The sequence below is a fragment of the Streptomyces sp. B21-105 genome (assembly GCF_036898465.1).
Lineage (GTDB): Bacteria > Actinomycetota > Actinomycetes > Streptomycetales > Streptomycetaceae > Streptomyces.
This window is the reverse complement of sequence record NZ_JARUMJ010000001.1, coordinates 6,223,697-6,248,407: the sequence shown is the minus strand read 5'-3', so window position 1 is coordinate 6,248,407 and position 24,711 is coordinate 6,223,697. Positions and strand designations below refer to the sequence as shown.

Annotated in this window: 23 protein-coding genes and 1 pseudogene; 14 read left to right on the top strand and 10 right to left on the bottom strand. The window is 72.8% G+C overall.

Annotated features, from left to right (window positions below):
* Positions 1-281 precede the first annotated feature (281 nt).
* Positions 282-1,637 carry an acyltransferase family protein gene (locus QA802_RS28340; protein ID WP_334528295.1) on the top strand — a complete coding sequence of 452 codons (1,356 nt, stop codon included), beginning with the start codon at positions 282-284 and terminating at the stop codon, positions 1,635-1,637.
* A gap of 84 nt (positions 1,638-1,721) precedes the next feature.
* Here the strand turns inward: QA802_RS28340 and ku are convergent, their stop codons facing one another.
* Entirely contained in the window at positions 1,722-2,852 is a 1,131-nt protein-coding gene (ku, locus tag QA802_RS28335; protein ID WP_443042189.1) for a non-homologous end joining protein Ku, read from the bottom strand.
* Positions 2,853-2,965: 113 nt separating this feature from the next.
* On the opposite strand from ku, the gene ligD reads away from it, so the two are divergent.
* Positions 2,966-3,847, top strand: coding sequence for a non-homologous end-joining DNA ligase (gene ligD / locus QA802_RS28330; RefSeq protein ID WP_334528289.1), 882 nt, complete (start codon positions 2,966-2,968; stop codon positions 3,845-3,847).
* A gap of 97 nt (positions 3,848-3,944) precedes the next feature.
* On the opposite strand, the gene QA802_RS28325 is transcribed toward ligD, so the two are convergent.
* Positions 3,945-4,748, bottom strand: a complete 804-nt coding sequence (locus QA802_RS28325; protein WP_334528286.1) for a nuclease-related domain-containing protein — start codon at positions 4,746-4,748, stop codon at positions 3,945-3,947.
* Between the two features lie 110 nt (positions 4,749-4,858).
* Here QA802_RS28325 and QA802_RS28320 point away from each other — a divergent pair, with 110 nt between their 5' ends.
* The 7 genes and pseudogenes from QA802_RS28320 to QA802_RS28290 all read left to right on the top strand — a co-directional run bounded on the left by QA802_RS28320 (position 4,859) and on the right by QA802_RS28290 (position 12,485).
* Positions 4,859-5,368, top strand: coding sequence for a protein-tyrosine phosphatase family protein (locus QA802_RS28320; RefSeq protein ID WP_334528283.1), 510 nt, complete (start codon positions 4,859-4,861; stop codon positions 5,366-5,368).
* A 320-nt stretch (positions 5,369-5,688) separates the two neighbouring features.
* Positions 5,689-6,459, top strand: a pseudogene (locus QA802_RS28315) (hypothetical protein); the annotation flags it as partial.
* A 55-nt stretch (positions 6,460-6,514) separates the two neighbouring features.
* Positions 6,515-7,894: an ATP-binding protein gene (locus QA802_RS28310; RefSeq protein WP_334528280.1), complete on the top strand. Its 1,380-nt coding sequence runs from the start codon at positions 6,515-6,517 to the stop codon at positions 7,892-7,894.
* Positions 7,895-7,964: 70 nt separating this feature from the next.
* Entirely contained in the window at positions 7,965-8,762 is a 798-nt protein-coding gene (locus QA802_RS28305) for a dermokine domain-containing protein (protein ID WP_334528277.1), read from the top strand.
* 52 nt (positions 8,763-8,814) lie between these two features.
* Complete coding sequence (locus tag QA802_RS28300) at positions 8,815-10,455, top strand: FtsW/RodA/SpoVE family cell cycle protein (RefSeq protein ID WP_334528274.1); 1,641 nt, start codon at positions 8,815-8,817, stop codon at positions 10,453-10,455.
* A complete protein-coding gene (locus QA802_RS28295) occupies positions 10,452-11,909 on the top strand; it encodes a peptidoglycan D,D-transpeptidase FtsI family protein (RefSeq protein WP_334528271.1) in 1,458 nt (485 codons plus the stop codon). Before QA802_RS28300 ends, QA802_RS28295 begins: the two co-directional genes overlap by 4 nt.
* A 45-nt stretch (positions 11,910-11,954) precedes the next feature.
* Positions 11,955-12,485 carry a DUF3291 domain-containing protein gene (locus QA802_RS28290; protein WP_334528268.1) on the top strand — a complete coding sequence of 177 codons (531 nt, stop codon included), beginning with the start codon at positions 11,955-11,957 and terminating at the stop codon, positions 12,483-12,485.
* Here the strand turns inward: QA802_RS28290 and QA802_RS28285 are convergent.
* Positions 12,482-12,808 carry a hypothetical protein gene (locus QA802_RS28285; RefSeq protein ID WP_334528265.1) on the bottom strand — a complete coding sequence of 109 codons (327 nt, stop codon included), beginning with the start codon at positions 12,806-12,808 and terminating at the stop codon, positions 12,482-12,484. The two genes, QA802_RS28290 and QA802_RS28285, sit on opposite strands and share 4 nt — an antisense overlap.
* Positions 12,809-12,833: 25 nt before the next feature.
* Complete coding sequence (locus QA802_RS28280; RefSeq protein ID WP_334528262.1) at positions 12,834-13,433, bottom strand: Uma2 family endonuclease; 600 nt, start codon at positions 13,431-13,433, stop codon at positions 12,834-12,836.
* A gap of 146 nt (positions 13,434-13,579) precedes the next feature.
* Between QA802_RS28280 and QA802_RS28275 the strand changes: the two genes are divergently transcribed.
* The 4 genes from QA802_RS28275 (at position 13,580) to QA802_RS28260 (ending at position 17,060) form a co-directional block, all read left to right on the top strand.
* Positions 13,580-14,518: an AurF N-oxygenase family protein gene (locus QA802_RS28275; protein WP_334528259.1), complete on the top strand. Its 939-nt coding sequence runs from the start codon at positions 13,580-13,582 to the stop codon at positions 14,516-14,518.
* Positions 14,519-14,678: 160 nt separating this feature from the next.
* Positions 14,679-15,329 carry a TetR/AcrR family transcriptional regulator gene (locus QA802_RS28270; protein WP_319171209.1) on the top strand — a complete coding sequence of 217 codons (651 nt, stop codon included), beginning with the start codon at positions 14,679-14,681 and terminating at the stop codon, positions 15,327-15,329.
* A 14-nt stretch (positions 15,330-15,343) separates the two neighbouring features.
* Complete coding sequence (locus tag QA802_RS28265; RefSeq protein ID WP_334528255.1) at positions 15,344-15,646, top strand: DUF8847 domain-containing protein; 303 nt, start codon at positions 15,344-15,346, stop codon at positions 15,644-15,646.
* Between the two features lie 103 nt (positions 15,647-15,749).
* Complete coding sequence (locus QA802_RS28260) at positions 15,750-17,060, top strand: C40 family peptidase (protein ID WP_334528252.1); 1,311 nt, start codon at positions 15,750-15,752, stop codon at positions 17,058-17,060.
* Here QA802_RS28260 and QA802_RS28255 read toward each other — a convergent pair.
* The 5 genes from QA802_RS28255 to QA802_RS28235 are packed head-to-tail and all read right to left on the bottom strand — an operon-like array spanning position 17,033 to position 22,959.
* Positions 17,033-18,286 carry a styrene monooxygenase/indole monooxygenase family protein gene (locus tag QA802_RS28255; RefSeq protein ID WP_334528249.1) on the bottom strand — a complete coding sequence of 418 codons (1,254 nt, stop codon included), beginning with the start codon at positions 18,284-18,286 and terminating at the stop codon, positions 17,033-17,035. The genes QA802_RS28260 and QA802_RS28255 overlap by 28 nt on opposite strands.
* A gap of 24 nt (positions 18,287-18,310) precedes the next feature.
* The gene (locus QA802_RS28250; protein ID WP_334528246.1) at positions 18,311-18,955 is read right to left on the bottom strand and encodes a GTP-binding protein; all 645 of its coding nucleotides are present in this window, start codon (positions 18,953-18,955) and stop codon (positions 18,311-18,313) included.
* On the bottom strand, positions 18,936-19,406 hold the full coding sequence (locus QA802_RS28245; RefSeq protein WP_334528243.1) for a DUF742 domain-containing protein: 471 nt from the start codon (positions 19,404-19,406) through the stop codon (positions 18,936-18,938). Before QA802_RS28245 ends, QA802_RS28250 begins: the two co-directional genes overlap by 20 nt.
* Complete coding sequence (locus tag QA802_RS28240) at positions 19,403-19,906, bottom strand: roadblock/LC7 domain-containing protein (protein ID WP_334528240.1); 504 nt, start codon at positions 19,904-19,906, stop codon at positions 19,403-19,405. The genes QA802_RS28245 and QA802_RS28240 overlap by 4 nt, the downstream gene beginning before the upstream one ends.
* Positions 19,903-22,959 carry a sensor histidine kinase gene (locus QA802_RS28235; protein WP_334528237.1) on the bottom strand — a complete coding sequence of 1,019 codons (3,057 nt, stop codon included), beginning with the start codon at positions 22,957-22,959 and terminating at the stop codon, positions 19,903-19,905. The genes QA802_RS28240 and QA802_RS28235 overlap by 4 nt, the downstream gene beginning before the upstream one ends.
* A gap of 368 nt (positions 22,960-23,327) precedes the next feature.
* Between QA802_RS28235 and QA802_RS28230 the strand changes: the two genes are divergently transcribed.
* Complete coding sequence (locus QA802_RS28230) at positions 23,328-24,119, top strand: hypothetical protein (protein ID WP_334528234.1); 792 nt, start codon at positions 23,328-23,330, stop codon at positions 24,117-24,119.
* A 61-nt stretch (positions 24,120-24,180) separates the two neighbouring features.
* Here the strand turns inward: QA802_RS28230 and QA802_RS28225 are convergent, their stop codons facing one another.
* Positions 24,181-24,681, bottom strand: a complete 501-nt coding sequence (locus QA802_RS28225; RefSeq protein WP_319171200.1) for a MarR family winged helix-turn-helix transcriptional regulator — start codon at positions 24,679-24,681, stop codon at positions 24,181-24,183.
* Positions 24,682-24,711: the final 30 nt, after the last annotated feature.

The window sequence follows — 24,711 nt, the reverse complement described above, 5'->3', positions numbered from 1 at the left end:
GCCGGCCGGGCCGGGCGACGGGGGCCCGGTGGCCGGGGCGCGCCGTGCCGTGGGGTGGTCGGTCACGCGGACTCCAGGACGGACGGCCCACGGCGTCGTGGGGTGGGGTGTGATGCTCCGACGACCGTCGATGTTACCGGTAACATTCGGGGCGTCAAGAGTGCGGCGACGCCCGTGGCGACCGGTCGCCACGCTCGACGCGGGTGCCGTCAGGGCACGGCTTGGTTGCGACAACGCCGTTGACCTGTAAAGGAGTCGGAGACGGCGGCAGCATGCGAGGCATGAGCCGAGACCGGTACGTCGACTTCCTGCGGGCCTGGGCGATCCTGCTCGTGGTGCTGGGGCACTGGCTGATCACCGGGCTGGTCCGGCATCCGGACGGGACGCTCACCGCCCCGGAGATGCTGCTCACGCTGCCCTGGACGCAGTGGCTGACGCTGGGCTTCCAGATCATGCCGCTGTTCTTCCTGGCCGGCGGGCACGCGGCCGGCGGGTCCTGGGCACGGAGCCGGGAAGCCGGGGGAAGCGCCGCCGGATGGGTAGGGCAGCGGGCGGTGCGACTGCTGCTGCCCACGGCCGCGTACAGCGGTCTCGTCCTGCTCGTCCTCGGCGTGTGCGGCGCGCTCGGCGTGGATCCCGCCACCCTCGCGCTGGTGGGCTGGGCGATGGCCATGCAGTTCTGGTTCCTGCCGGTGTATATGCTGGTCAGCGCCCTGACGCCGACGCTGTACGCCCTGCACGAACGGTGGGGTCCGCGGGTGCCCGTGGTCATGGGCGTCGTCGGGTTCGGCGTGGGCGCGCTCGTCGCGGCCGTCGGACCGCCTCGCACCGGGCTCGTCGAGGCCGTCGGGGCGGTGAACTACCTGCTCGTGTGGGGCGTCGTCTACCAGCTCGGCTTCTGCTGGCGGGACGGGCTGCTGACCGAAGGCGGGCGGACGGTGCCGGTCGCGCTGGCGCTGGCCGGTGGGGCGGTGTTCGCCGTCCTCGTCGGGCCCGGGCCGTTCCCGGTCAGTCTCATCCTGGTGACGGGGCAGGGGCTGAGCAACACCGATCCGCCGTCGGCGGCCATGCTGGCCTGGGCGGTGGCGCAGGTGGGGGTGGCGCTGTGGATCGCGCCGGCCGTCCGCAGAGCGCTGGAACGGGACCGGGTGGAACGGGCGGTGCGGGTGCTGGGGGCCGGCAGCATGACGCTCTACCTGTGGCACATGCTGCCCGTGCTGATCGTCGCCGCCGCCTTCTACCTCACCGGCCTCGCCCCCGAACCCGGGTACGGCTCAGCGGGCTGGTGGGCGCTGCGTGCGCCGTGGCTGCTGGTGCTGGGGGTCGTCCTGGCCGGGGTCGTCCGGGCGTTGCGTCCGCTGGAGCGGTGGCTGGCCTCGGTGGAGAGGGCCGTCCGTCCCGGCGCCGGGATTCGCGGGGCGGCGGCCTGGCGGGTGTGGGCGGGGCTCGGGGTGAGCGTCTGCGCGCTGACGTACTTCGCGGGACACGGATTCGCCCACGGAGGCGCGATTCCCGTCCCGGCGGCCGTGGGACTGGGTGCGGGCACGGCCCTGCTGGCCCTCCCCCGCCGGGGCGGCGACCGCAACGGCGCGCGGCCGGACGTCCACGCGCGCGACGGGCGAGCACCGGCCCGCTGAACCCGACCGACAGCGGGGCGCTGCGGGCAGGGGACTGGGCAGGTCGGTGGCCAGGCGGGGTAGGCAGGTGGGGTAGGCGGGCGGTCAGGCCGTGCGTTTGCGGGGCGTCGCCTTCTTCGCCGTCTTCTTGGCCGCGGTCTTCTCGGTCGTCTTCGCGGTCGTCCTGGCAGTCGACTTGGCGGGTGTCTTGCTGGCCGTCGACGTCGTCTTCTTCGCGGCCGTCTTCTTGGCCGTGCTCCCGGTCGCCGTCGTCTTCTTCGCGGCCTGGCCGGACTTCGCCGTCGACTTCCGTGGCGCGGCCGTGGACTTCTTCGCCGTCGACGTCGACTTCTTGCCGCCCGTCTGCTTGGGCGAGGCGCCGGCCGACTTGCGCTGGGGCAGGCGCCTGACCTCCGCCTTCTCGGCCTCCTCCGGCTCCCGTGCGGAATCCGCGGCCTCGCCCCGCGACTCCTTCGCCGCCCGGACGCTCTTCTCCAGGGCCGCCATCAGATCCAGCACCTTGCCGCTGGACGGCGGGGACGGGGCCTCGGGGGGCGCCTCGCCGGCCGCCTTCGCCGCGACGACCTCCTCCACCGCCTCGCGGTACTCGTCGTGCAGGTCCTCCAGGTCGACCTCGCCGAGGGTTTCCATCAGGGCGTCCGCGAGGTCCAGTTCGTTGTCGCGGACCGTGACGGAGGTATCCGGGGCGACGCCCTCCGGCGCGCGGACCTCGTCCGGCCAGAGCAGTCCGTGCATGGCGATCGCCTCGCCGACCACGCGGAGCATGCCGAGGCGCTCACGGCCACGGAGGGCGTACTTCGCGATCGCGACCTTGTTGCTGCGCTTCAGGGCCTCCCGGAGCAGGGTGTACGGCTTGGCTGCCGGTGCGCCGCCCGCCTGGAGGTAGTAGGCGGCGTCCATCTGGAGCGGGTCGATCCGGTCGGCCGGCACGAAGGCCACGATCTCGATGGTCTTGGCGGTCGGGAGCGGAAGGTGGGACAGGTCCTCGTCGGTGATCGGGATGATCGTGCCGTCCGCGTCCTCGTACCCCTTGCCGATCTCCGCCGACGACACCTCACGCTCCTCCAGCTCGCAGACTTTGCGGTAACGAATGCGACCGCCGTCCTCCGTGTGGATCTGGCGGAAGGAGATCGAATGGCTCTCGGTGGCGTTCACCAGCTTGATCGGGATGCTGACGAGACCGAACGAGATGGCGCCGTTCCAGATGGATCTCACGTGCAGCACCTTTCCGGCCGGGCATGAATGGGAGGGGAGGGGGTGAGGGGTGAGGGGATGAGGTGAGGGGATGAGGTGAGGTGTTATCAGCCATATTGTGTGATTCTCATCGTATGACGCCGATCACCGAGGTGGAGGGCAGGCGGCTCGCGCTCAGCAACCTGGGGAAGGTGCTGTACCCGGCGACCGGCTTCACCAAGGGCGAGGTGCTGCACTACTACGCGACCGTGGCCGACGTCCTGCTCCCCCATCTGCGCGACCGGCCGCTGTCCTTCCTGCGCTACCCGGACGGGCCCGGCGGCCAGGTCTTCTTCGCCAAGAACGTGCCGCCCGGGACGCCCGACTGGGTCACCACCGCCGAGGTGCCGCGGTCGGAGGGGCCGGCCCGGATGGTGGTCGTGCAGGACCTGCCGAGCCTGGTGTGGGCGGCGAATCTCGTCACCGAGTTCCATACGCCCCAGTGGGTGATCCAGGAGCCGGAGACCGCCGACCGGCTCGTCTTCGACCTCGACCCCGGCACGCCCGCCACCGTCGTCGAATGCTGCGAGGTCGCCCTGTGGCTGCGGGAGCGGCTGGCGGAGGACGGGATCGAGGCGTATCCGAAGACCTCCGGGTCCAAGGGGCTGCATCTCCTGGCGGCGGTGCGGGGGGCGTCGTCCGAGCGGGTCACGGAGTACGCCAAGCGGCTGGCCGTGGAGGCGGAGCAGGCCGCTCCGCGGCTGGTGCTGCATCGCATGACGCGGAGTCTGCGGCCGGGGAAGGTGTTCGTGGACTGGAGTCAGAACGCGGCGCGCAAGACGACGGCCGCGCCGTACACGCTGCGGGCGCGGGCGGAGCCGACGGTGTCCGCGCCGGTCACCTGGGAGGAGGTGGAGGGGTGCCGGTCGGCGGGGGCGCTCACGTTCTTCGCGGCGGATGTCGCTGCGCGGGTGCGGGATCTGGGGGATCTGTCGGGGGCGTTGTTCGAGGAGGGGCGAGCGGGGGCGGTGCCGTGAGGGGTGGGGCCGTAGGGGCCGTAGGGGCCGTAGGGGCCGTAGGGGCCGTAGGGGCCGTAGGGGCCGTAGGGGCCGTAGGGGTGGGGATGTGGGGGTGTCAGGGTTCTGACCAGGTTCTGCGGTCTCTTGCCATCGCGTGGAGGGCCTCCACGTCTGCCGGTTTGAGGACTTCGTCCAGGCGGGCCAGGTCGGGGAGGTCGGCGTCGGTCAGGACCCGGACCTCGCGCGGGGGGCCGGTGAAGGCGACGTCCGTCGGGCCCACCAGCGCGAGCACCGGACGGACCTCGGCCGTGAGCGCGTAGGACGCGCGGTCGGCTTCGACCCTGACCCCGCGCAGCAGGGGCGCCGGGTCCCGGCGCCCCAGTCCGACCACCGGGTAGGCGATCCGCACCCGCTGCTTCCGGGCGTACAGCGTGCGGACGGCGAACAGGCCCGCCGGGCCGATGGCCAGATGGTGGAGCCGGCCACCGCCCGGGAGGGGGAGGGAGTGCAGCGTGTGCCAGCCCGCGCCCTCGAGCCGGTCCAGTGCCTCGCCGACCGTCTGCTCGGCCGCGAGGGAGCGCCGGCGGGGGTCGGTGCGCAGCCGGTGGGCGGGGCCCGGGTCGCGGTCCAGGTCGACCAGGAGGGCCTCGCCGGGGCGGTTCGGGGCCAGGTCGTCGTCCGGGGGAAGGGAGAGCCGGGCCAGTTCGGCGGGCGTGGGGACCGGCGGCGGGCCGACCGTGACCGGGCCGGTGACGAAGGGGCCGAGCACCTCCAGGACGTCCTCCCTGCGGTCGTCGCCGATCAGGTTGATCCTGGCCGTCTCACGGTCGTACCAGGCGATGTTCCTGCCGTCCGCGAGACAGACGTAGAGCCGCTCCCGGCCATGCCGCCAGGTCGGTATGACGCGCAGTCCGTTCATGCACCATCACCCCACGACCATGGGAACAGGAGCGACGCTCCGGGGCAAGAAGGCGGTTACCCGCGGAGTGAGTCGGGCAGAGCGTAGGCAGCGCGTTTGGGGAGGCGCCGTTGCGGACTCGCAGGAAGCGGCCCGACGTACCGGAACCGGATCGTCCGTGGAGCGAGATCGTGCCCGGACTGTGGATGGGCGGCCATGGGTTCCGAGGGCGTTCCGGAGCGTGGGAGCCGGCCGTGGTGCGGGACGAGTTCGATCTCGTCCAGACGCTGACCAGGGCCAGGCCGGAGCATGGACCCGGGCCCGGTGTGGAGCACCATGTGTGGGCGATTCCCGACGGGCCGCTGGACGGCACCCAGCTCGCCGGGGTGATCCGGCTGGCGCAGGCCGCGACCGACGCGCTGGACGAGGGACGGAGGGTCCTCGTGCGCTGTTACAGCGGCTACAACCGCTCGGGGCTGGTCGTCGCCCACGCGCTGGTGCGCCGGGGGCGCTCGGCCGACGACGCGATCCGGCTGATACGGTCACGGCGCTCGCCGTGGGCCCTGCACAACGAGCTGTTCGTGGAGTATCTGCGCGCGGGGCTGCCGACCGCCCGACTGCTCGAGGAGTTGGCCGAGTAATCGTTTCGCCCGAGGTCGGCGCCTCGACACAGATCGGCGCCACGTCGACATCAAGTCGGCATCCGCTCGGCAACGAGTCATGAGTATGTAGGCACCGGCTCGCCCTTCCGGTCTGCTGGTACGCAAAACGGACTTCCTTACGAATTAAGGTGTGGGGGGTGTGCGGGGTGTGCGGGACCGGTATCAATGCCGGTCGTCGGCATCGTCACCACCGGTCGTGTCAGAGGAGTCACAGGAGTCCCGTGTCCCACAGTCGTCCCACCGGCCCCACCGGCCTCGGGGATCCCAGCGGCCTCGGCGGTCCCGGACACTCCGGCGGGTTGCGACGCCGCGCCAGGGTCGTCGTGCTCGCCGTCGTCGCCGTCGTCCTGCTGGGCTCGGTCGTCGTGGGCTGCGGGGACGCCGGGGAACTGAAGGGGGCCGGCGCCACACCGACGGCGATCAGTCCGGACCGGCTCTGGCCGGATCTGACGCCCGCCTCCCGTCCCGCCTTCGACATCGGCGAGGTGGACACCCAGGTGGTGAAGGGCGTCACCGTGCCCCACGGTGACATCCGGGCGGTGAACCCGGTCGCGGTGGTCCGCCGGGAGATCGCCCAGAATCCGGCCGCCTACGGTGCGGGAGAGTACGAGGAGACGGCCCGCCGGATGGCGGACTGCGGCAAGAGCGGCGCGCAGGCGGCCAGGTGCCCCGTCCTCAAGGCGTACTACCGCGACCTCACCGGAGACGGTCATGACGACATGACGCTGGGCTTCCGGCAGCTGCCCGGGAACCTCACGGCGGTCCGCGTCTACACCGTCCGCAAGAACCGGCTGGTGCAGATCATGGGCTACGAGGACGCGGTGAGCGGGGTCGAGCTGGCCGCCCGTTCCGTGATCATCCGCGCCCCCTCGGAGGTCGCCGGGTACGAGTACCGCCTGCAGTGGACCTGGGACCAGCAGCAGCAGGCCATGCTGCTCACCCACGACGAGATGCTGCGCACCGACGGCCGCAAGCACACGCCGCGGTCGTCCGCCTCCCCCTCCCCCTCCTCCGTCCCCGCTCCGGAAGCCACGACCTCTTTGACGGCCTCCCCCACGGCCTCGTCGGCGCCCGCGTCCGGCCGGGGTCCCACTCGCCCTCCGCCTCCTCCCTCGCGAGCGGCCGGTGAGGCTGGGGGTGCCCTCGTGGGCCGGCACGCTCGCCGTGAAGGCGGCCGTCTTCATCACCGTGATGTGCTGCGCGCTGGCCGCCCTGCTCGGCGTGCTCGTGCACGTCTCGGTGACGAACCAGACCGTCGGCCAGGCCCGCGACCTCGCGCTGTCCAGGCTGAAGGAGGCGACGGCGGCGTTCGAGGCCGGGGACACGCTCGGTTGGGGCGCGCGGGTCGACCCGCGGGGACTGCCCGTCTCGTTGCGGACGTTGGCGGCGGCCGGGGAGCGCGGCACCATGGTCGCCGACCGTGACGGGCGGCCCACGATGTGGGCGGCGGGCCCGGTGGACGGCGGCCGGGCCCTCGCGGTCGCGGTCGACTACTCGCAGAGCGCCCGCACCATCGAGGCGCTGGACACCGCGATCCTGTGGTCGTCGGCGCTGGCGATCGGCGCGACGCTGCTGGTCGGGGCGGTCGCGGTGACCCGCGTGACGCGCCGGCTGCACACCACGGCTCAGGTGGCCCGGCGGATCACCGCCGGCGATCTGGACGCCCGCGTGAACGACCCGCGCACACGGGAACCGGGCCGGCCGCAGGACGAGGTGGGCACGGTCGCCGTCGCCCTGGACTCGATGGCGTCCTCGCTGCAGGGGAAGCTGCTGAGCGAGCAGCGGTTCACCGCCGACGTCGCGCATGAGCTGCGGACACCGCTGACCGGGCTGCACGCGGCGGCCGAACTGCTGCCGCCGGGACGGCCGACGGAGCTGGTGCGCGACCGGGTGGCGGCGTTGCGCACACTCACCGAGGACCTGCTGGAGATCTCCCGGTTGGACACCCGACGCGAGCGGCTGGAGGTGGACGCCGAGGATCTGACCGCGCTGGTGGTGCGGGTCGTGCGGGCGGCGGAGGCCTCGGACGGCTCGAGCGGCGCCGGCGCTTCGGGCAGCTCCGGCGGTTCGGGCGGTTCCGGGGGCTCCGGCGGTTCGGGCGGTTCCGGGGGCTCGTCGACCGGCATCGCGATCACCGTCGTCCGGGACGCGCGCGTCGAGACCGACCGGCGGCGCCTCGAACGGGTGCTGGGGAATCTGCTGGCCAACGCGCGCCGGCACGGACGGGCGCCGGTCGTGCTGACGGTGGACGGGCCCGTGGTCACCGTGCGGGACCACGGGGACGGCTATCCGGAGTACCTCGTCACCCACGGGCCGCAGCGGTTCCGCACCGAAGGCGACGCGAAGGGACACGGGCTCGGTCTGACGATCGCGGTGGGACAGGCGGAGGTGCTGGGGGCGCGGCTGACGTTCGCCAACGCGCCGGACGGCGGCGCGAAGGCGACTCTGACACTGCCTCAGACGCCTCCGGCCGCGGCGAGCAACATCCCCGATGGCGCAGCGTGACGGGCGGCCCGCAGGAACCGCTCCTAGTCTGGCGATAAGTCAGCTTCACCCTCTTCATGGAGGTATCGCCATGCCCCTGCGCTCCACTCTCGCCCGCCTCGCCATGGTCACCGCGGCCGGCGCCCTCGCCGCTTCCGCGGCGGTCACCCCCGCTCTCGCCGACGGCGGGGACGGCGTCCACGCCCAGCAGGGCGGAACGAACGGCCGGCAGAACCAGCGCGGCGACGGCGACGACTGGCGGCCCGGTGGCGGTGACGGCGGTGACGACTGGCAGTCCGGAGGGAGCAACGACTGGCAGTCCGGAGGCGGCAACGACTGGCAGTCCGAGGGCGGCGGCGGCAACCAGAACAGCAACCAGTCGGGCAACCAGAACGGCAGCCACAACGGCAACCAGTGGCAGTCGGGCGGTAATCAGACCGGCAACCAGTCGGGCGGCCACCAGAACGGCCATCAGTGGCAGCAGTCCGGCGGCGGAAACCAGGCCGGAAACCAGAACGGCAACCCGTGGCAGTCCGGCGGCAACCAGTCGGGAAGCAACCAGGCCGGGAGCAACCAGGCCGGCGGCAACCCGTGGCAGTCCGGCGGCAACCCGTGGCAGTCCGGCGGCAACCAGTCCGGCGCCCAGAACGAGGGCCGCCGGTCGCGTGGGCGCGTCACCGCGAGCGAACTGCTGCTGCGCAGTGCGCCCACCCGGGCGAGTCAGGTGATCTGGGTGGTCCACCGCGGGGACATCGTCTCCATCTTCTGCCGGACCTCGGGTCAGGACGTCCAGGGCAACACGCAGTGGTACCTCCTGACGGACGGCACCTGGGCCTGGGGCTCGGCGCGCTACATCGAGACCCTCGGAGCGCCGCCGCGCCAGTGCTGACACGACCGCCCGACACGGCTCACAAGGAGCCATATTTGGGTAAGTTCCGGACATGACGAAAACCGGAGTCGGAGCGGGGACCACCGTGGTGGCGGCCGACGCGCCCGCTCCGACGGCAGGCCTCCCCCGGCGCCGTGGCGTCGAACTCGCCCTGATCGTCCTGGCCGTCCTGCTCTCGGTGTACGGCTACTGCGCGGTCGGCCTGGCGAAGCTCGGCGCCGTGCCGCCCGGCGCCGCCGGCTACGGCGCCGGGCTCGGGGTCCTCGCGCTGCTGGCGCATCTCGCGGTGCGGTGGCGCGCGCCGTGCGCCGACCCGCTGCTGCTGCCCACCGCCGTGCTGCTCAACGGGATCGGCCTGGTGCTGATCTACCGGCTCGACCTGGAGACGCCCGGCGACCGGGCCGCGCCCACCCAACTGGTGTGGTCGACGGTCGGGGTGGCGCTGTTCATCGTGGTGGTGACCGCCCTGGGCGACCACCGCGTGCTGCAGCGGTACGCGTACGTGTGCGTGGTCGCGGCGCTCGCCCTGCTCACCCTCCCGGTCCTCTTCCCCCCGGTGAACGGGGCGCGCATCTGGATCCGGATCGCCGGGTTCTCCATCCAGCCCGGAGAGTTCGCGAAGGTGCTGCTGGCGGTGTTCTTCGCCGCGTATCTGGCGGCCAACCGCACGGCGTTGGCGTACGCGGGCAGGCGGATCTGGCGCTTCACGCGCATGCAGCTGCCCACCGGGCGCGTGCTCGGCCCGATCGTCGCGATCTGGCTGCTGAGCGTCGGCGTGCTGGTGCTGGAACGGGACCTCGGCACCTCCCTGCTCTTCTTCGGCCTCTTCGTGGTGATGCTCTACGTGGCCACCGGCCGCACCGGCTGGATCGCCGTGGGCCTGCTGCTCGCCTCGCTCGGCGCGGTCGCCGTCGGCCGTCTCGAACCGCACGTGCACAGCCGGGTCGAGGACTGGTTGCACCCGTTCGCCTCCATCGACGCCGGTCAGGGCCCCAACCAACTCGCGCAGTCGCTGTTCTCCTTCGCGGCCGGCGGGATCCTCGGCACCGGGCTCGGCCTCGGCCACTCCGTCCTCATCGGCTTCGCCGCGAAGTCGGACTTCATCCTGGCGACGGCCGGCGAGGAGCTGGGTCTCGCGGGGCTGTCGGCGCTGTTCCTGCTGTACGGGCTGCTGGTGGAGCGCGGCTTTCGGGCCGGGCTGTCGCTGCGCGACCCCTTCGGACGGCTGCTGGCGGCCGGCCTCGCCTCGATCGTGGCGCTCCAGGTGTTCGTGATCGCGGGCGGGGTGACCGGCCTGATCCCGCTGACCGGCATGGCGATGCCGTTCCTGGCGCAGGGCGGCTCCTCGGTCGTCACCAACTGGGCGATCGTGGCGCTGCTGATCCGGGTCAGCGACTCGGCGCGACGGCCGTACGACGGGGCCCGCGCCAAGGCGCACGGCGACCCGGGGCGCGAGACGCACGGTGCTGCGAGGCGCGAGACGCGCGGCTCCCCGGGGCGCGAGACGCACGGAGGCGCGGGACCCGAGACGCACAACGAAGCGCACCCCGAAGCGCGCCCCGAAGCGCGCACTGAGGCGCACCCCGCGGCGGGCTCCCACGCGCGCGACGACGGCCTCGGCGAAGGCCTCGGCGAAGGGCGCGGCGAAGCGCCCGGCCGAGCCGCCGACCGCATCTCGCGGAGGCCGGGGTGACCCGGCACATCCGGCGCGCCGCCGCGTTCTGCGCCCTGCTGCTGGCGGCGCTCCTGGTCAACGCCGCGCGCGTCCAGGTCCTCCGGTCCGAGGCGTACAACGGCAACCCGGCCAACCGGCGGGCGGCCATCGCCCGTTACGCCCAGCCGCGCGGCGACATCCTGGTCGGCGGGGTGCCGGTCACCGGCTCCCGGGACACCGGCGAGCAGCTGCGCTACGAACGGACGTACCGCGCCGGGCCGCTGTACGCGCCGGTGACGGGCTTCGCCTCGCAGGTGTACGGGACGACGTTCCTGGAGCACAGCGGGGACGGCGTGCTCTCCGGTTCGGACCCGCTGCTCGCCTCGTTCCCGCTGTGGGACGACGTCACCCGCGGCCGTCCGTCCGGCGGCGACGTGGTGACCACCCTGAACCCGCGGGCCCAGCGTGCCGCGTTCGAGGGGCTGGACGGGCGCAAGGGCGCGGTGGCGGCGGTGGAGCCGTCGACGGGCCGGGTGCTGGCGCTGGTGTCGAGCCCGTCGTACGACCCGGCCGTGCTGTCCGGGAACGACGCCCGCGCGGAACGGGCCTGGGCGCGGCTGGGCGGCGATCCGGACCGGCCGATGCTCAACCGGGCGGTGCGGCAGACGTATCCGCCGGGGTCGACGTTCAAGGTGGTCACCGCGGCGGCGGCGCTGGACGCGGGGGTGATCACCGACCTGGACGCGGCGACCTACTCCCCCGACCCCTACCGGCTGCCGGGTACGCGGACGCGGCTGACCAACGAGGGCGACGGCTGCGAGGACGCTCCGCTGCGGGACGCCTTCGAGTGGTCGTGCAACACGGTGTTCGCGAAGCTCGGCGTGGACACCGGTCTGGCCCGGATGGCGCGGACGGCGCAGGCGTTCGGCTTCAACGACCTCGACGTGCGGATCCCGTTCGCCGTCGCGCCGAGCACCTTCGACACCTCGCTCGACCGGGCCCAGCTGGCGCTGTCCTCGATCGGCCAGTACAACACGCGGGCGACCCCGCTGCAGATGGCGATGGTGTCGGCGGCGGTGGCCGACGGCGGTCAGGTGCGCACCCCGTACCTGGTGGAGCGGACGACGCGCCGGGGCGGGGCCACGGTGTCCACCGCCGGCTCCCGTCCGTCGCGTCAGGCGATGCTGCCCTCGACGGCACGGCGGCTGCGCGAGCTGATGACGGACGTGGTGCGGGAGGGCACCGGGGTGAACGCGGCGATCCCGGGCGCGATCGTCGGCGGCAAGACGGGCACCGCGCAGCACGGCATCGGCAACGCCGGGATCCCCTACGCGTGGTTCGTCTCCTGGGCGCAGGACCTGCGGGGCCTGGAGCCGAGGGTGGCGGTCGCGGTGGTGGTGGAGGACGGGTCGGCGCGCCGCGGGGACATCACCGGGGGCGGAATGGCGGCGCCGATCGCCCGGGCGGTGATGGAGGCGGTGCTCAACCCGTGAGACGGGGGGGTACCGAGCCGCACAGGGGCGTCCTACGGTTCACTCATGACTGACACGAGAGCTGAGAACGTCACCGAGACCGCCGCTTTCGAACTCGCCCAGGTCAACATCTCCCGCCTCAGGTTCCCGCTGGAATCACCGCAGTTGAAGGACTTCGTGGACGCTCTCGACCCGGTCAACGCCGCCGCGGAGACGGCGGACGGCTATGTGTGGCGGCTCCAGTCCGACGGCGGCGACGCGACCGGCATCCAGGTGTTCGGGGACTCCTGGCTGATCATCAACATGACGGTGTGGCGGGACCTCGACGCCCTGACCACGTTCATGTACCAGGGGCAGCACCGTGAGCTGCTCTCGCGCAGGCGGGAGTGGTTCGAGCGGGTGGCGGAGGCGATGACGGCCCTGTGGTGGGTGCCGGCGGGCCGACGCCCGACGGTCGCGGACGCCGAGTCCCGCCTCCTCCATCTGCGCGCGAACGGCCCGACCCCGTACGCCTTCGGCCTGCGCACGTCCTTCCCGGCGCAGGGCGCGGAGCCGATGACGTTCGCGCTACCGGAGGACCTGGGCTGCTCGGTCTAGCCCGTCCGGTCGGTCCAGCAGGGGCCGGGAGGGGCGGGGAGCGGCTGGGGAAGATTGAGCCGGAACGGGCCGGCGGGCTGCGGCCTGTGGTGACCGCAGTCGATCTCGTTGCCGTCCTCGTCGCCGACATAGGCGGGCAGCACGTCGGCGTGCACGGTCACCGTCCCCGGCCCGTGTTCCCCTGCGAACGCCTCGGACACCCCGTCCCCGGGCCGCCCGATCGTCCAGATCACGAAGGTCTCGCCGGGCCGCACCCAGTGATCGCTGCCGTACGGCTCGAGGACGAGCTCGAGCAACTCCGCGCCGGAGTTGCGCACCCGCATGCGACGACGGGCCGCTCGTCGGCGGTCATCGGCGGCGGTCGACAGCGGCGAGGTCGACGGTGAGGGGGAACGGCTCGGTCAGTTTGAGCAGGTCGTGGTGGATGCCCGTGAGCCCGTACGCGCCTGTTGCGGGGTCGAGTTCGTAGACATGGACCACGGGCAGACCGTCGCTCTCCTCGACACGCCAGTAGTGAGGGATACCCGCACTCGCGTACTTGGGGGGCTTGACCTTGCGGTCGCGCTCCTCGGAGTCCGCCGAAACGATCTCCACCGCGAGGACGACGTCGTCGGGGTGGAGCCAGGTCTGCAGGGGGCCGGTGTCGGCGTCCGCCCGGACCACCAGGATGTCGGGCTCCGGGCGGTTGCGTCTGTCCAGCCTGACGGTGAACTCGCGGTCGATGTCGAACTTGTCCGGCGCCTGCTCCAGCAGGGTGCGCTCCAGCAGGCGCAGGGTACGCATGTGAAAGCGCGTCTGCGGACTCACGAAAACCAGGCTCCCGTCGATCAGCTCCGTGTGCGGAGGCAGGTTCGGGAGCCTGTCGAGATCCTCCGCCGTCCAGCCGCCCTCAGGCGGACGGGCCCACTCGTGGTCCTCGTCCAGCCCGTACTCGCGTGCGGCGCTCATGGTCACTCCCATGCGGTGGAGCCTGGCGGGCACGATCAGCCTACCCAGCCGGAACGCCCGATCGCCCGCCCGTCGAGTGATCACGGAACGGATTGTTGACGCGCGAGGGATTGACTGCCTTGCTGACAGGCAGTCTCATAAGAGCCATGACGACCCTCACGGATGCCGACGCGGTGGAAGGGCTGCGGGACGCGCTGGGCCTGCTCAAGGACCGGGAACAGGTGGCCGAGCGGCTGCTCGCGTCCTCCGCCAAGCACTCCTTCGACCCCGACCAGGAGCTGGACTGGGACGCCCCCTTCGAGGAGGGCAAGTGGTTCTGGCCGCCGGAGCTCGTGTCGCTGTACGACACGCCGCTGTGGCGGCGGATGGGCGAGGAGCAGCGGATCCTGCTGTCCCAGCACGAGGCCGCCGCGCTCGCCTCGCTGGGGATCTGGTTCGAGATCATCCTCATGCAGCTGCTCGTCCGGCACATCTACGACAAGGCGGCGACGAGCGCGCACGTGCGGTACGCGCTCACCGAGATCGAGGACGAGTGCAGGCACTCGAAGATGTTCGCCCGGCTGATCTCGCGCGGCGACACGCCGTGGTACCCGGTGAGCCGCGCCCACCAGGCCATGGGGCGTCTCTTCAAGACGGTCTCCACCACCCCCGGCTCCTTCACCGCGACGCTGCTCGGCGAGGAGGTCCTCGACTGGATGCAGCGGCTGACCTTCCCGGACGAGCGGGTACAGCCGCTGGTGCGGGGCGTCACCCGGATCCACGTGGTGGAGGAGGCCCGGCACGTGCGCTACGCCCGCGAGGAGTTGCGCCGGCAGATGGTGACCGCCCCGCGCTGGTCCCAGGAGTTCACCAGGGTCACGTCGGGTGAGTTCGCCCGGGTGTTCTCGGTGGCCTTCGTGAATCCGGAGGTCTACACGAACGTCGGTCTGGACCGGCGGGCGGCCATGGCGCAGGTACAGGCGAGCGGGCACCGCCGGGAGATCATGCGGACCGGCGCGAAGCGGCTGACGGACTTCCTGGACGACATCGGCGTGCTGCGCGGCGTCGGACGCCGACTGTGGCGATCGTCCGGACTGCTGGCGTAGGCGCGGCCTCCTGACGCGAGCGCGGGCTGCTGGCGTAGGTGGGAGCTCCTGGCGTAGGCACGGACTCCTGGCGTAGGCACGGTCCGGACGCCGGCTGTGACGGGCGTCCGGACTGCCGTCGTGGGCACGACCCCGGGGGCGACGGATTACGCTGCACGTCATGACGCCCGCCGCCCCCGCCTACCGTCGCCTCAGCGTCGAGGAGCGCCGCAGCCAGCTGCTGGAGGCCGCGCTCTCGCTGTTCGCGCACCGCGTCCCCGAGGACGTCTCGCTGGACGACGTGGCCGAGGCCGCCGGCGTCTCCCGGCCGCTCGTCTACCGGTACTTCCCCGGCGGCAAGCAGCAGCTCTACGAGGCCGCCCTGCGCTCCGCCGCCGACGAGCTGCACCACTGCTTCGACGAGCCCCACGACGGTCCCCTCCTCCCCCGCCTCGCCCGCGTCCTCGACCGCTATCTCACCTTCGTCGGCCGGCACGACGCCGGCTTCAGCGCCCTGCTCCAGGGCGGCAGCGTGGTCGAGACGTCCCGGACGACAGCCATCGTGGACGGCGTGCGCCGGGCCGCCGCCGAGGCCATCTACAGCCACCTGGGGGTGGCCGCCCCCGGACCGCGGCTGCGGATGACCGTGCGGATGTGGATCACCGCGGTCGAGGCGGCGTCGCTGATCTGGCTCGACGAGGACCAGCAGCCGCCCGCCGACGAGCTGCGGGACTGGCTGGTCGACCAGTTCGTCGCCGTCCTCATGGTGACCGCCGCCCGGGACCCGCAGACCGACGAGCTGGTCCGGGGTGCGCTGGCCGCGGAGACCTGATCGACACTGGTGACGTGAAGAGCGAAGACACCCCCTTCGAGGGCGGCCCCATGGACGGCCGGGTGCTGCCCGTGCTGCTGGGCCCGACCGGGCACCCGCCGAAGACGTACCGCATCCCCGTCCCCGGCGCGGCCGGCCGCACGCCCACCGTCCTGGTCTACCGGCGGGTGCCCCGCGGCCACAGCAAGCGGCTCGGACTGCCGCAGGGCTGGAAGTACGCGTTCGACCCCGAGGGGAAGGACAGCGGCCGACCACGGTGGCCGTGGTCCAAGCCCGACGCCACGCCGGACGGACGGCGGGACGACGCCGACGGGTGACACCGTTGCGCCGAACCGCGCACGCTCGGCGCGCGGACCGCGCGGATCCGTCCGAGGCTCGCCCTGCGGGATGGAGGGGCCACCCCGCAGCGGAGGTGATGGCGTGTCAGGAAGACTGCTGCGTCTGGCCTGTACGGTCGTCACGGCGGCGCTCGCCGCACAGCCCGTACTGGCCCCGGTGTGCGCCGCGGCGCAGGAACCCCCGGAACCGGGCGGACCGACGGCGACAGGGCCGACGGCGGCAGCGCCGGCGCTCCCGTCCCGGAGCACTCTCCCGGCCGCGGGGGCCCAGGACACCGCCGCCGCCGACGACGGGGGCACGGACGACGACGTCCTGGGCGGCGCAAACGCGGGCGGCGGAGGCGGCTCGGGAGAGGCGGAGGACGGCGGCGAGCGGACCGCCGCCGAACTGCTGACGGAGCTTCAGCAGCGGTACCGTGAGGCCGAACGGGCCACCGAGGCGTACAACGCCACCGAGGAGCAGCTCGCGCGGCTGCGCGCCGAGACCGGGCGGCTGGACGCCGGCCTGGTGCGGGCGCGGCTGTCGCTGCACGACAGCCGGGGGGCGGCCGGCCGGCTGGCCCGCCAGCAGTACCAGAGCAGCACCGGCCTCTCCCCGTACCTGCGGCTGCTGCTCGCCCGCGATCCGCAGCACGCCCTCGAGCAGGGGCATCTGATCGGGCAGTTGGCGCGCGAGCGGGCCGTGACGGTCGGTCGGCTGGCGAGCGGCGAGCGCCGGGCCGGCGGCCTGGCGCGCAGGGCGCGGGCCGCTCTCGACGCACAGCTCACCCTGACGGCGCGCAGGAAGAAGGAGCGCGACGACGTCCGCCGCCGGCTGGCCGCCGTCGAGAAGCTGCTGGCCTCCCTCACCGCCGAGCAGCTCACCGCCCTCGCCGAACGGGAGCGCGACGGCGTCGCGAGGGCGCAGCAGCAGCTGATCGCGTCCGGTGCGCTCGGCACGGACGACCACAAGCCCTCGAAGGAGGGCGCGAAAGCCGTCCGGTACGCCGTGCGGCAGATCGGCAAGCCGTACGAGTGGGGCGCGGAAGGCCCGAGGACGTACGACTGCTCGGGCCTGACGTCCGAGGCCTGGGACCACGCCGGGACCCCGATCCCCCGCACCAGCCAGGCGCAGTGGGCGCGGCTGCCGAGGATCCCGCTGACGAAGCTGCGCCCCGGCGACCTGGTGATCTACTTCCCGGAGGCCACCCATGTGGCCCTGTACCTGGGCAAGGGCAAGGTGGTCCAGGCGCCGAGAACCGGCGAGCAGGTCAAGATCACCGAGATCGCGGCTCAACCGGTCCTCGGAGCCGTACGCCCGGACGCACCACCGGCACCACCGGCACCACCGGCACCACCGGCACCACCCGGACCGTCCGCGCCCGCTCAGACCCCCGCGACGGAACCCAGGTAGGCGGCCGTCTTGTCCGGCTCGTAGAAGAAGTTCTCGAAGTCCGCCGGGTCGTTGAAGGCGTTGGCGAAACGATCAGCCACGGGCGGCAGCTGCCCGGCCGCGCCCAGCATGTCGACGACGTGCTCCGGCGGCGGGGCCAGCATCGCGTTGGTCCACTTGGTGACGTGCTGCGCGGTGTCCCAGTACCGGTCGAAGGTGGCGCGCATCCACTCCTCGTCGAACTCCTTGTCCCCGCGCTCGAGGATCGACGCGAGGTAGGCAGCCGCGCACTTGGCGGCCGAGTTGGAACCCTGGCCGGTGATCGGGTCGTTGGCGACGACGACGTCCGCGACGCCCAGCACCAGGCCGCCGCCGGGGAGGCGGCCGATCGGGTTGCGGACCGTGGGGGCGTAACGGCCGGCGAGCGTGGCGCCCGCGTCCGTCAGCTCCACCCTGGTGGCCCGCGCGTACTCCCACGGCGTGAACTTCTCCATGAGCTCCAGGATCAGGGAGAGGTGCTCCGCGGGGTCCTTGACGCCGTTGAAGACGTCCAGCGGGCCGCCGGGTATGCCCTCCCAGAACAGGATGTCCGCGCGGCCGGAGGTGGTGAGTGTCGGCATGACGAACAGCTCGCCGACGCCGGGCACCAGGTTGCAGCGGACCGCCTCGGTGTCGGGGTGCTCCGGGCGCGGGCCGAGGCCGTGCACGTAGGCGACGGCGAGGGCGCGCTGCGGCTCGGCGTAGGGGGAGCGATCGGCGTCCCGGCCGAACATCTGGACGAGTTCGCCCTTGCCCGCGGAGACCAGGACGAGGTCGTAGGCGCGGGAGAAGTAGTCGAGGTCGGAGACCGCCGCGCCGTGGATGACCAGCTGGCCGCCGCGCTGTGCGAACGTCTCCATCCAGCCGGCCATCTTCACGCGCTGGTCGACGGACTGGGCGAAACCGTCGAGCCGGCCCAGCCAGTCGATCGCGCGCTGGGTGGGGCCGGGGTCGTGCGAGCCCGGGGCGGCGACCGAGACGCCGAGGCCCTGGATCTTCGGGGCCTGCTGCTCCCAGAAGTTCAGCTGGAGGTCGCGCTCGTGCTGCAGGGCCGTGTGGAACATGCACTGCGTCGACATGACGCGGCCGGAGCGGATCTCGTCCGCCGTCCGGTTCGACATCAGGGTGACCTCGTACCCGTGCGACTGGAGGCCGAGGGCGAGCTGGAGTCCGGACTGGCCGGCTCCGACGACGAGTATCTTCCGCATGCGGGGATGGCTCCTAAACGAGGATTACTCGGGGGTTTCGTCGAGCGCGTGGCCCACCAGGGCCAGGAGGGTCTCGATCACCGAGATCCGGCGCCGCGCATCCATGATCATGACAGGTATGTGCGGGGGCACCGTCAGCGCCTCCCGCACGTCCGCCGGCTCGAACAGGTCGCTGCCGTCGAAGTGGTTGACGGCGACCACGTACGGCAGTCCGCAGCTCTCGAAGTAGTCCAGCGCGGGGAAGCAGTCCTTCAGCCGGCGGGTGTCGGCCAGCACGACCGCACCTATCGCGCCGCGCACCAGGTCGTCCCACATGAACCAGAACCGCTGCTGGCCCGGCGTGCCGAACAGGTAGAGCACCAGGTCGTCGTCGAGGGTGAGCCGGCCGTAGTCCATGGCGACCGTGGTGGTGAGCTTCTCCGGGGTGCCGGTGAGGTCGTCGGTCTCCTCGCTCGCCTGCGTCATCAGCGCCTCCGTCTGGAGGGGCTCGATCTCCGAGACGGTGCCGACCAGGGTGGTCTTGCCCGCTCCGAAGCCGCCCGCGACCACTATCTTCGTGGCGACGGGGGCCCTGGTGCGGTCCGTCTGCCAGGGCTGCAGGGGTTCGTCGGGTTCGACGAAGGGGGTGACGCCGCGGGAGGTGGCGGCGTCAGAGACGACGGAGTCCACTCAGCACCCTTTCCAGCAGAGCGCGGTCGGGACGGCCCGTACCGTGAGCGGTACCGGTGCCGTACACACGGATCTTTCCCTGGTCCGCGAGGTCGCTGAGGAGCACCCGGACCACGCCGAGCGGCATCCTCAGCAGCGCGGCGATCTCGGCCACCGTGCGCATCCGGCGGCACAGTTCGACGATGGCCCGCAGCTCGGGCATGACGGTGGACTTGAGCGACCCTCCCGTCAGCTCCCGCCGTTCCTCGGGGGCCTCGAGAGCGGCCACGAACGTCTCGACGAGGAGGACGTGGCCGAAGCGGGTGCGGCCGCCGGTGAGCGAGTAGGGACGCACGCGGGCGGGCTTGCGGTCGCCGCCACGGACGGGGAGCTGCTGCCGGACGTCCTGCCCGAGGTCTCGCCCGACGTCCTGCCTGCCGTTGTGCCCGACGTCCTGCGGGTCCGTGCTCATCGCAGGCTCCCGGTCGTCTCGGACTCCAGGGACTGCCGTAGTTCGCTGCGCAGTTCCGGGGTCAGCACGTGTCCGGCGCGGCCCACGAAGAGAGCCATGTGGTACGACACCACGCTCATGTCGCAGTCTGCGGAGCCGTGCACGCCGAGGAGCGAGCCGTCGCTGATCGACATGACGAAGAGGCTGCCCTCCTCCATGGCGACCATGGTGTGCTTCACCCCGCCGAACGCCATGAGCTTGGCGGCCCCCAGGGTGAGGCTGCCGATCCCGGAGACGATGGTGGCGAGGTCCGCCGCGGACCCGCGGGGTCCGGTGGGCCGGGTCTCCCTGGCCTGCCGGGCCGCGGCGTTGCGGCCGGGGTCCGACGAGAGCAGCAGCAGGCCGTCGGAGGAGACGACCGCGACGGACTGGATGCCGGGCACCTCCTCCACGAGGTTGCTCAACAGCCAGTGCAGGTTACGGGCTTCACTGCTCAGTCCGAAGGTACTGGGCGCGGTCAACTGCTTGCCTCCTCGACTGTGCCCCCCGTGTCATCTTCGGCGTGTGCGTGTGCTTCTTGAGCTGCTGGGTGCGGTGCGTTTCGTTCCGCGGAAGCGGAAGGTGACGGAACCCGGTTCTGGCCCGTTCGTTCGGCGATCTCCGCTTCGACGTCGCGGTAGCCGGCCTCCGCCCCCCGGCGGAAGCCGCCCAGACGGCGGCGGAGGGCGTCCGCGTCGACGGAGGCGGTACGCCGGCGCGGGGCGTGCGCGGGTGCGGTGATCCTGGGCGTGCGCTTCGGGAGGCCCTTGTCGGTGACGAGCTCTTCCGGGGCGTCGGCGGTGCGGGTGTGCTCGGCTTCGGCTTCGGAGCCGGGGGTGGTGTCGGCGGCGGTGTAGGGGGTGGTGCCGGGTGCCGGTCGGGCCCCGGGCAGGAACGGTGCGGACGGCGCCGGTCGCGCGGTCGGTCCGGCGGAGCGCTCCCCGTCGGGTGCGGGGGCGCCCTCCCCGGCGGGTGCGGGGGCGTCGTCCCGCCGACGGACGCTCTCCTCCTGCGCGTTCGGCGCGTCCGGCGCCATCGGAGGGTCCGACGGGATCGGCGCGTCCGGCGCCATCGGAGGGTCCGACGGGATCGGCGCGTCCGGCGCGATCGGCAGCAGGAGTTCCATCGTCGTCTCGGCGAGCCTCTCGGCGGGCGCCGACGTGGGTGCGGGCGTCGCATACGGCGCCGGCTCCGGCTCGTGCGCCGACACGGGCTCGGCCGCCGGCTCCGGCTCGGATGCCGGCTCGCGCTCGGGCGTCGGCGTGGCTTCGGGAGTCTGCTCCGCCGGGGGCCGGGCCTCGCGTACCGCCCGCTCCGCCAGGGCGATCAGCGGGTCCGGGGAGGGCGAACGACCGTGCAGGACGTTGGAGTTGGCCTCCGCGTCCGCACCGGGCAGGGTGAAGGCGTGGGTGGCGGCCGAGGCCGGGGAGGCCGCCGGGATCGCGGCGGCCGGTGCGGCGGCCAGCAGCGGGGCCGGCAGGACGACGACGGCCGCCACACCGCCCTGCTTCTGTTCGCGCAGCCGCACCCGCACCCCGTGCCGGTGGGCGAGCCGGGCCACCACGTACAGACCGAGACCGAGACCGTCCTCGCCCTCCTGGTCGTACGGCGTCTCGGGGTCGAACTCGGCGAGGCGGGCGTTGAGGCGGCTCAGCCGGTCGTCCGTGATCCCGATGCCCTCGTCCTGGACGGAGAGCATGACGTCGCCGTTCTCCAGGAGCCAGCCGGAGACCTCGACCGGCAGGTCCGGCGGGGAGAACGAGGTGGCGTTCTCCATCAGCTCGGCCAGCAGGTGCGAGAGGTCGTCCGCGGCGAAGCCCGCCACGTGCGCGTGCGGCGGGAGCGCGGAGATCCGCACGCGCTCGTAGCGCTCGATCTCGCTGACCGCGGCGCGGACCACGTCCACCAGCGGGATCGGGCCCGCGTGCTGCTGGACGTGCTCGGTGCCGGCCAGCACCAGCAGGTTCTCGCTGTGCCGGCGCATGACGGTGGCGAAGTGGTCGAGCTTGAAGAGGGTGGCCAGCCGGTCGGGGTCCTGCTCGCGCTCCTCCAGGCTCTCGATGACGGCGAGTTGGCGCTCCACCAGGCCGAGGGTGCGCAGGGCGAGGTTGACGAAGGTGCCGCTGATGCTGTCCCGCAGGCCGTCCAACCGGGCGGCCGTGTCATCGAGTTCGGTGCGCAGCTCCTCCCGGGCGTCGGCCATCCGCTGGCGCTGTCCGACGAGGTGCTTGCGGTCGGACTCCAGCGTGGCGACCCGCTCGTGGAGGGTCGCGGCGTGCGCGTGCAGGGCGTTGACGGAGCGCACGACCTGCGCGAACTCGTCGTTGCGGCCGGTGAACGCGACCGGTTCCTCGGCCGCCGGGTTCTCGGACCCCGCGAGCCTCGCCGATCCGCGGCGCAGCACGGACAGCGGCCGGGTGAGGCTGCGTGCCATGCCCGTGGCGACGGCGACGGCGAGCAGCATCAGCGCGCCGAGGACGGCGACGCGGATCTCCAGGCCGGTGACGTCGTCGTCGCGCAACTGGGCGAGGTCCTCGGCGCGGTGGCCGTACAGGGAGGCCTCGGCCCCGCGCATCAGGTCGACGCGGCCGGAGAGCGCGGCGTCCAGTTTCTTGACGTTGGTGTCGAGTTCGCGGTCGCTCAGCGTGGGCTGGTCGGTGAGGGACGTGAGGTAGGCCTCGGCGGTGTCGATGTCGCCGCCGGTCACCGTGGAGTCGTAGGAGGCCAGCACCTCCTCGGGCGCGCCCTCGCGGAAGTCGGCGAGGGCCGCGTCGGAGCGCAGCCGTGCCTGCTGTGCGGCGGCGGTGAGGGCGTCGCGCTGCTTGGCGTCGGCGTCGCTGGAGACCTTCTCGTCGGTCGACCGGCCGGTGACGGGGTCGTATTCGGTCTCGGTGGTGGTGGGCACGCTGAGCGCGGCGAGCAGCAGCCCGCGGGTCGCGGACGCCTGCTGGACGGCGGTGTCGAGTTCGGCGAGGGCGTACGCGCCGGAGCCCGCGCGCGGTGGCATGTCCTCCGCCAGCCGGTCGACGAGCAGATGGAGCGCGGCGATCGCCTGGGAGTAGTCCTGGTGCGCCTGCAGCGCCGTGCTCTTGCCGGTGAGGGCCGACTGCCGCGCGGAGGGGACGGCGGCGAGGGCGGCGCGCAGTGCGGCGGAGACGTCGTCCTCGGCGGTCAGCTCGCGCACCTGCAGGTCCACCCGGGCGCGGCTCTGCACGGAGGGGGCCCTGGACTTCACGCGGCCGGCCGCCACATAGGCGGTGACTTCGTCGCGCTCGTCCGCCAGAGACTGGGCGAGGGCGAGGGCGTCCTGGGTCTGTTCGGCCAGGGTGACCAGGTCCTGGGCGTCCTTCAACTGACCGGAGGCGGCCAGGATCGAGGGGGCGCCGGCGCCGGCGATGGCGGCGGCCACCACGGCCACCGCGACGATCAGCCGGTTGCGCACATGGGTCGGACGGCCCTTGCCGACGGGGGTGCGCTCCGCGCCCCCCACGGAGGCCGTCTGCCTGCCTGTACGCCGAGGCCGCGTCTTCTGCACCGGTGCTCGCATTCCTGACTCGTGTTCCATGGGCCGGATGTGACGCTCTGTCAAGTGACGCCTACGTCCGGTACGGTTCCCGACCCTCCCAGTGCCGGTGGGCAGGGGCCGCGCATCGCTTGCCCCGCCACCCGAAGGAGTGAACATCGGAGGGGAGTTGGCGGGCAAGTTCCTCTGGCGTGTGCAGCGACCCTGTCCGGTGGGCCGGTTGGACGTGGGCGGCGGGCTTTGGCAGTATTCGCCGCCACGCCTTCCCGGAGTGCTGCATTCCCGCCCAAAACAGGCGTCTGACCTGCGGCAGCGCACCCGTTCGAGGCGCGTTGCCAGCCTTTCGCGAAGGCTGTGGAGGGCTCGTGCAGACTGGCCGGATGCGTACGGAACTTGTGTCGGAGGCCGGCGATCGGGCCCGCCCCAACGAGGACTTCGCGAGTGTCGGGCTCGCCGTCTCCGGGCAGGGAGGTTCGCTCGTCCTCCTGGACGGGGTGACTCCGCCGCCGGGCGGCGGGGGCTGTCTGCATTCGGTCCCCTGGTTCACGGCACGGTTGGGCGGCGCCCTCACCGAACTGACCGTTTCGCTCACGGATGTCCCGTTGGCCGAGGCGCTCGCCCTCGCCATCGCACGTACCGCCGAGGCGCACGCGGAAACCTGTGACCTTTCTCACCCACGTACTCCTCAGGCCACGGCGGTCATGGCGCGCTGGTCGCCGCGGACCGTGGAGTACCTGGTCCTGTGCGACGCGACGCTGCTGCTCGCCTCGCCCGAAGGCGCGGTGACCGCCGTCCAGGACGACCGGCTGGCCCGGGTGCCGCGCGCCCTGCTGCGCAGCGCCGACGTCGTCGACGGCACGCTGCGCAACCGGGAGGGCGGCTTCTTCACGGCGGCGGCCGATCCGTCGGCGGCGGCCCGTGCGGTGACGGGGTCCGTGCCACGCGAGGAGGTCCGTTCGCTGGCCGCCCTGTCGGACGGGGCCGGGCGCTGGGCGGAGTTGTTCCGCCAGGGCGACTGGGCTGATCTGTTGGCCCTCGTCGCCGGGAAAGGGGCGCGGACCCTGGTGGAGCGGGTGCGGGAGCTGGAGCTGGCGGACGCGGCCGCGGGACGCCCCCTGCTCGGCCGCACGAAGACCCACGACGACGCGACGGTGGTGTACGTGCAGCCGTGACCGCTTCCCGCGCGAGCCCGATCACGCCGGCCCGGCGGGCCCGGCCCGGCGGCCGGTGGGGTTACTTCTCCATGCCCCGGTTCAGCTGGTGCAGCAGCCGGGCCAGCTCCTCGACCTCGCCGCGGTCCCAGTGGGAGAAGTGGCTGACGTACCGCTCACGGCGGGCCTCGCGGACCCGGCTCACCCGGGTGCGGCCCTCCTCGGTGAGGTCGACCAGCCAGGCCCGGCCGTCCGCGGGGTCCGGGGCGCGGGCGACCAGGCCGAGCTGTTCCAGTGCACGCAGCTGGCGCGACATGGTGGCCTTGCCGACGCCGATGTAGGCGGCGAGCTCGGTGGCCCGCTGCCGGCCGCACTCCTCCAGCCGGACGAGGAGCCCGTAGGCGGCGGACTCCAGGTCCGGGTGGACCTCGCGGGCCATCTCCCCCTGGTTGGCGCGGGCCCGGCGGAACAGCACGGTCAGCTCCCGCTCCAGGGACAGGAACTCCCGGTCGTCCTGCTCCACGGCGCGCGACGGCGCGCCGGACTCGTCCCCGCGTCCGTCGCCGTCTGTGTCCTCGTGCACGTCAGCACCTCTGCCTTTTTTCGCCGGTCG

Excerpts from the sequence above, each read along its gene's own strand:
- QA802_RS28340 (WP_334528295.1), top strand. The coding sequence starts at position 282 with ATGAGCCGAGACCGGTACGTCGACTTCCTGCGGGCCTGGGCGATCCTG.
- ligD (WP_334528289.1), top strand. The coding sequence starts at position 2,966 with ATGACGCCGATCACCGAGGTGGAGGGCAGGCGGCTCGCGCTCAGCAAC.
- QA802_RS28325 (WP_334528286.1), bottom strand. The coding sequence starts at position 4,748 with ATGAACGGACTGCGCGTCATACCGACCTGGCGGCATGGCCGGGAGCGG.
- QA802_RS28305 (WP_334528277.1), top strand. The coding sequence starts at position 7,965 with ATGCCCCTGCGCTCCACTCTCGCCCGCCTCGCCATGGTCACCGCGGCC.
- QA802_RS28300 (WP_334528274.1), top strand. The coding sequence starts at position 8,815 with ATGACGAAAACCGGAGTCGGAGCGGGGACCACCGTGGTGGCGGCCGAC.
- QA802_RS28290 (WP_334528268.1), top strand. The coding sequence starts at position 11,955 with ATGACTGACACGAGAGCTGAGAACGTCACCGAGACCGCCGCTTTCGAA.
- QA802_RS28285 (WP_334528265.1), bottom strand. The coding sequence starts at position 12,808 with ATGCGGGTGCGCAACTCCGGCGCGGAGTTGCTCGAGCTCGTCCTCGAG.
- QA802_RS28280 (WP_334528262.1), bottom strand. The coding sequence starts at position 13,433 with ATGAGCGCCGCACGCGAGTACGGGCTGGACGAGGACCACGAGTGGGCC.
- QA802_RS28275 (WP_334528259.1), top strand. The coding sequence starts at position 13,580 with ATGACGACCCTCACGGATGCCGACGCGGTGGAAGGGCTGCGGGACGCG.
- QA802_RS28270 (WP_319171209.1), top strand. The coding sequence starts at position 14,679 with ATGACGCCCGCCGCCCCCGCCTACCGTCGCCTCAGCGTCGAGGAGCGC.
- QA802_RS28255 (WP_334528249.1), bottom strand. The coding sequence starts at position 18,286 with ATGCGGAAGATACTCGTCGTCGGAGCCGGCCAGTCCGGACTCCAGCTC.
- QA802_RS28245 (WP_334528243.1), bottom strand. The coding sequence starts at position 19,406 with ATGAGCACGGACCCGCAGGACGTCGGGCACAACGGCAGGCAGGACGTC.
- QA802_RS28230 (WP_334528234.1), top strand. The coding sequence starts at position 23,328 with ATGCGTACGGAACTTGTGTCGGAGGCCGGCGATCGGGCCCGCCCCAAC.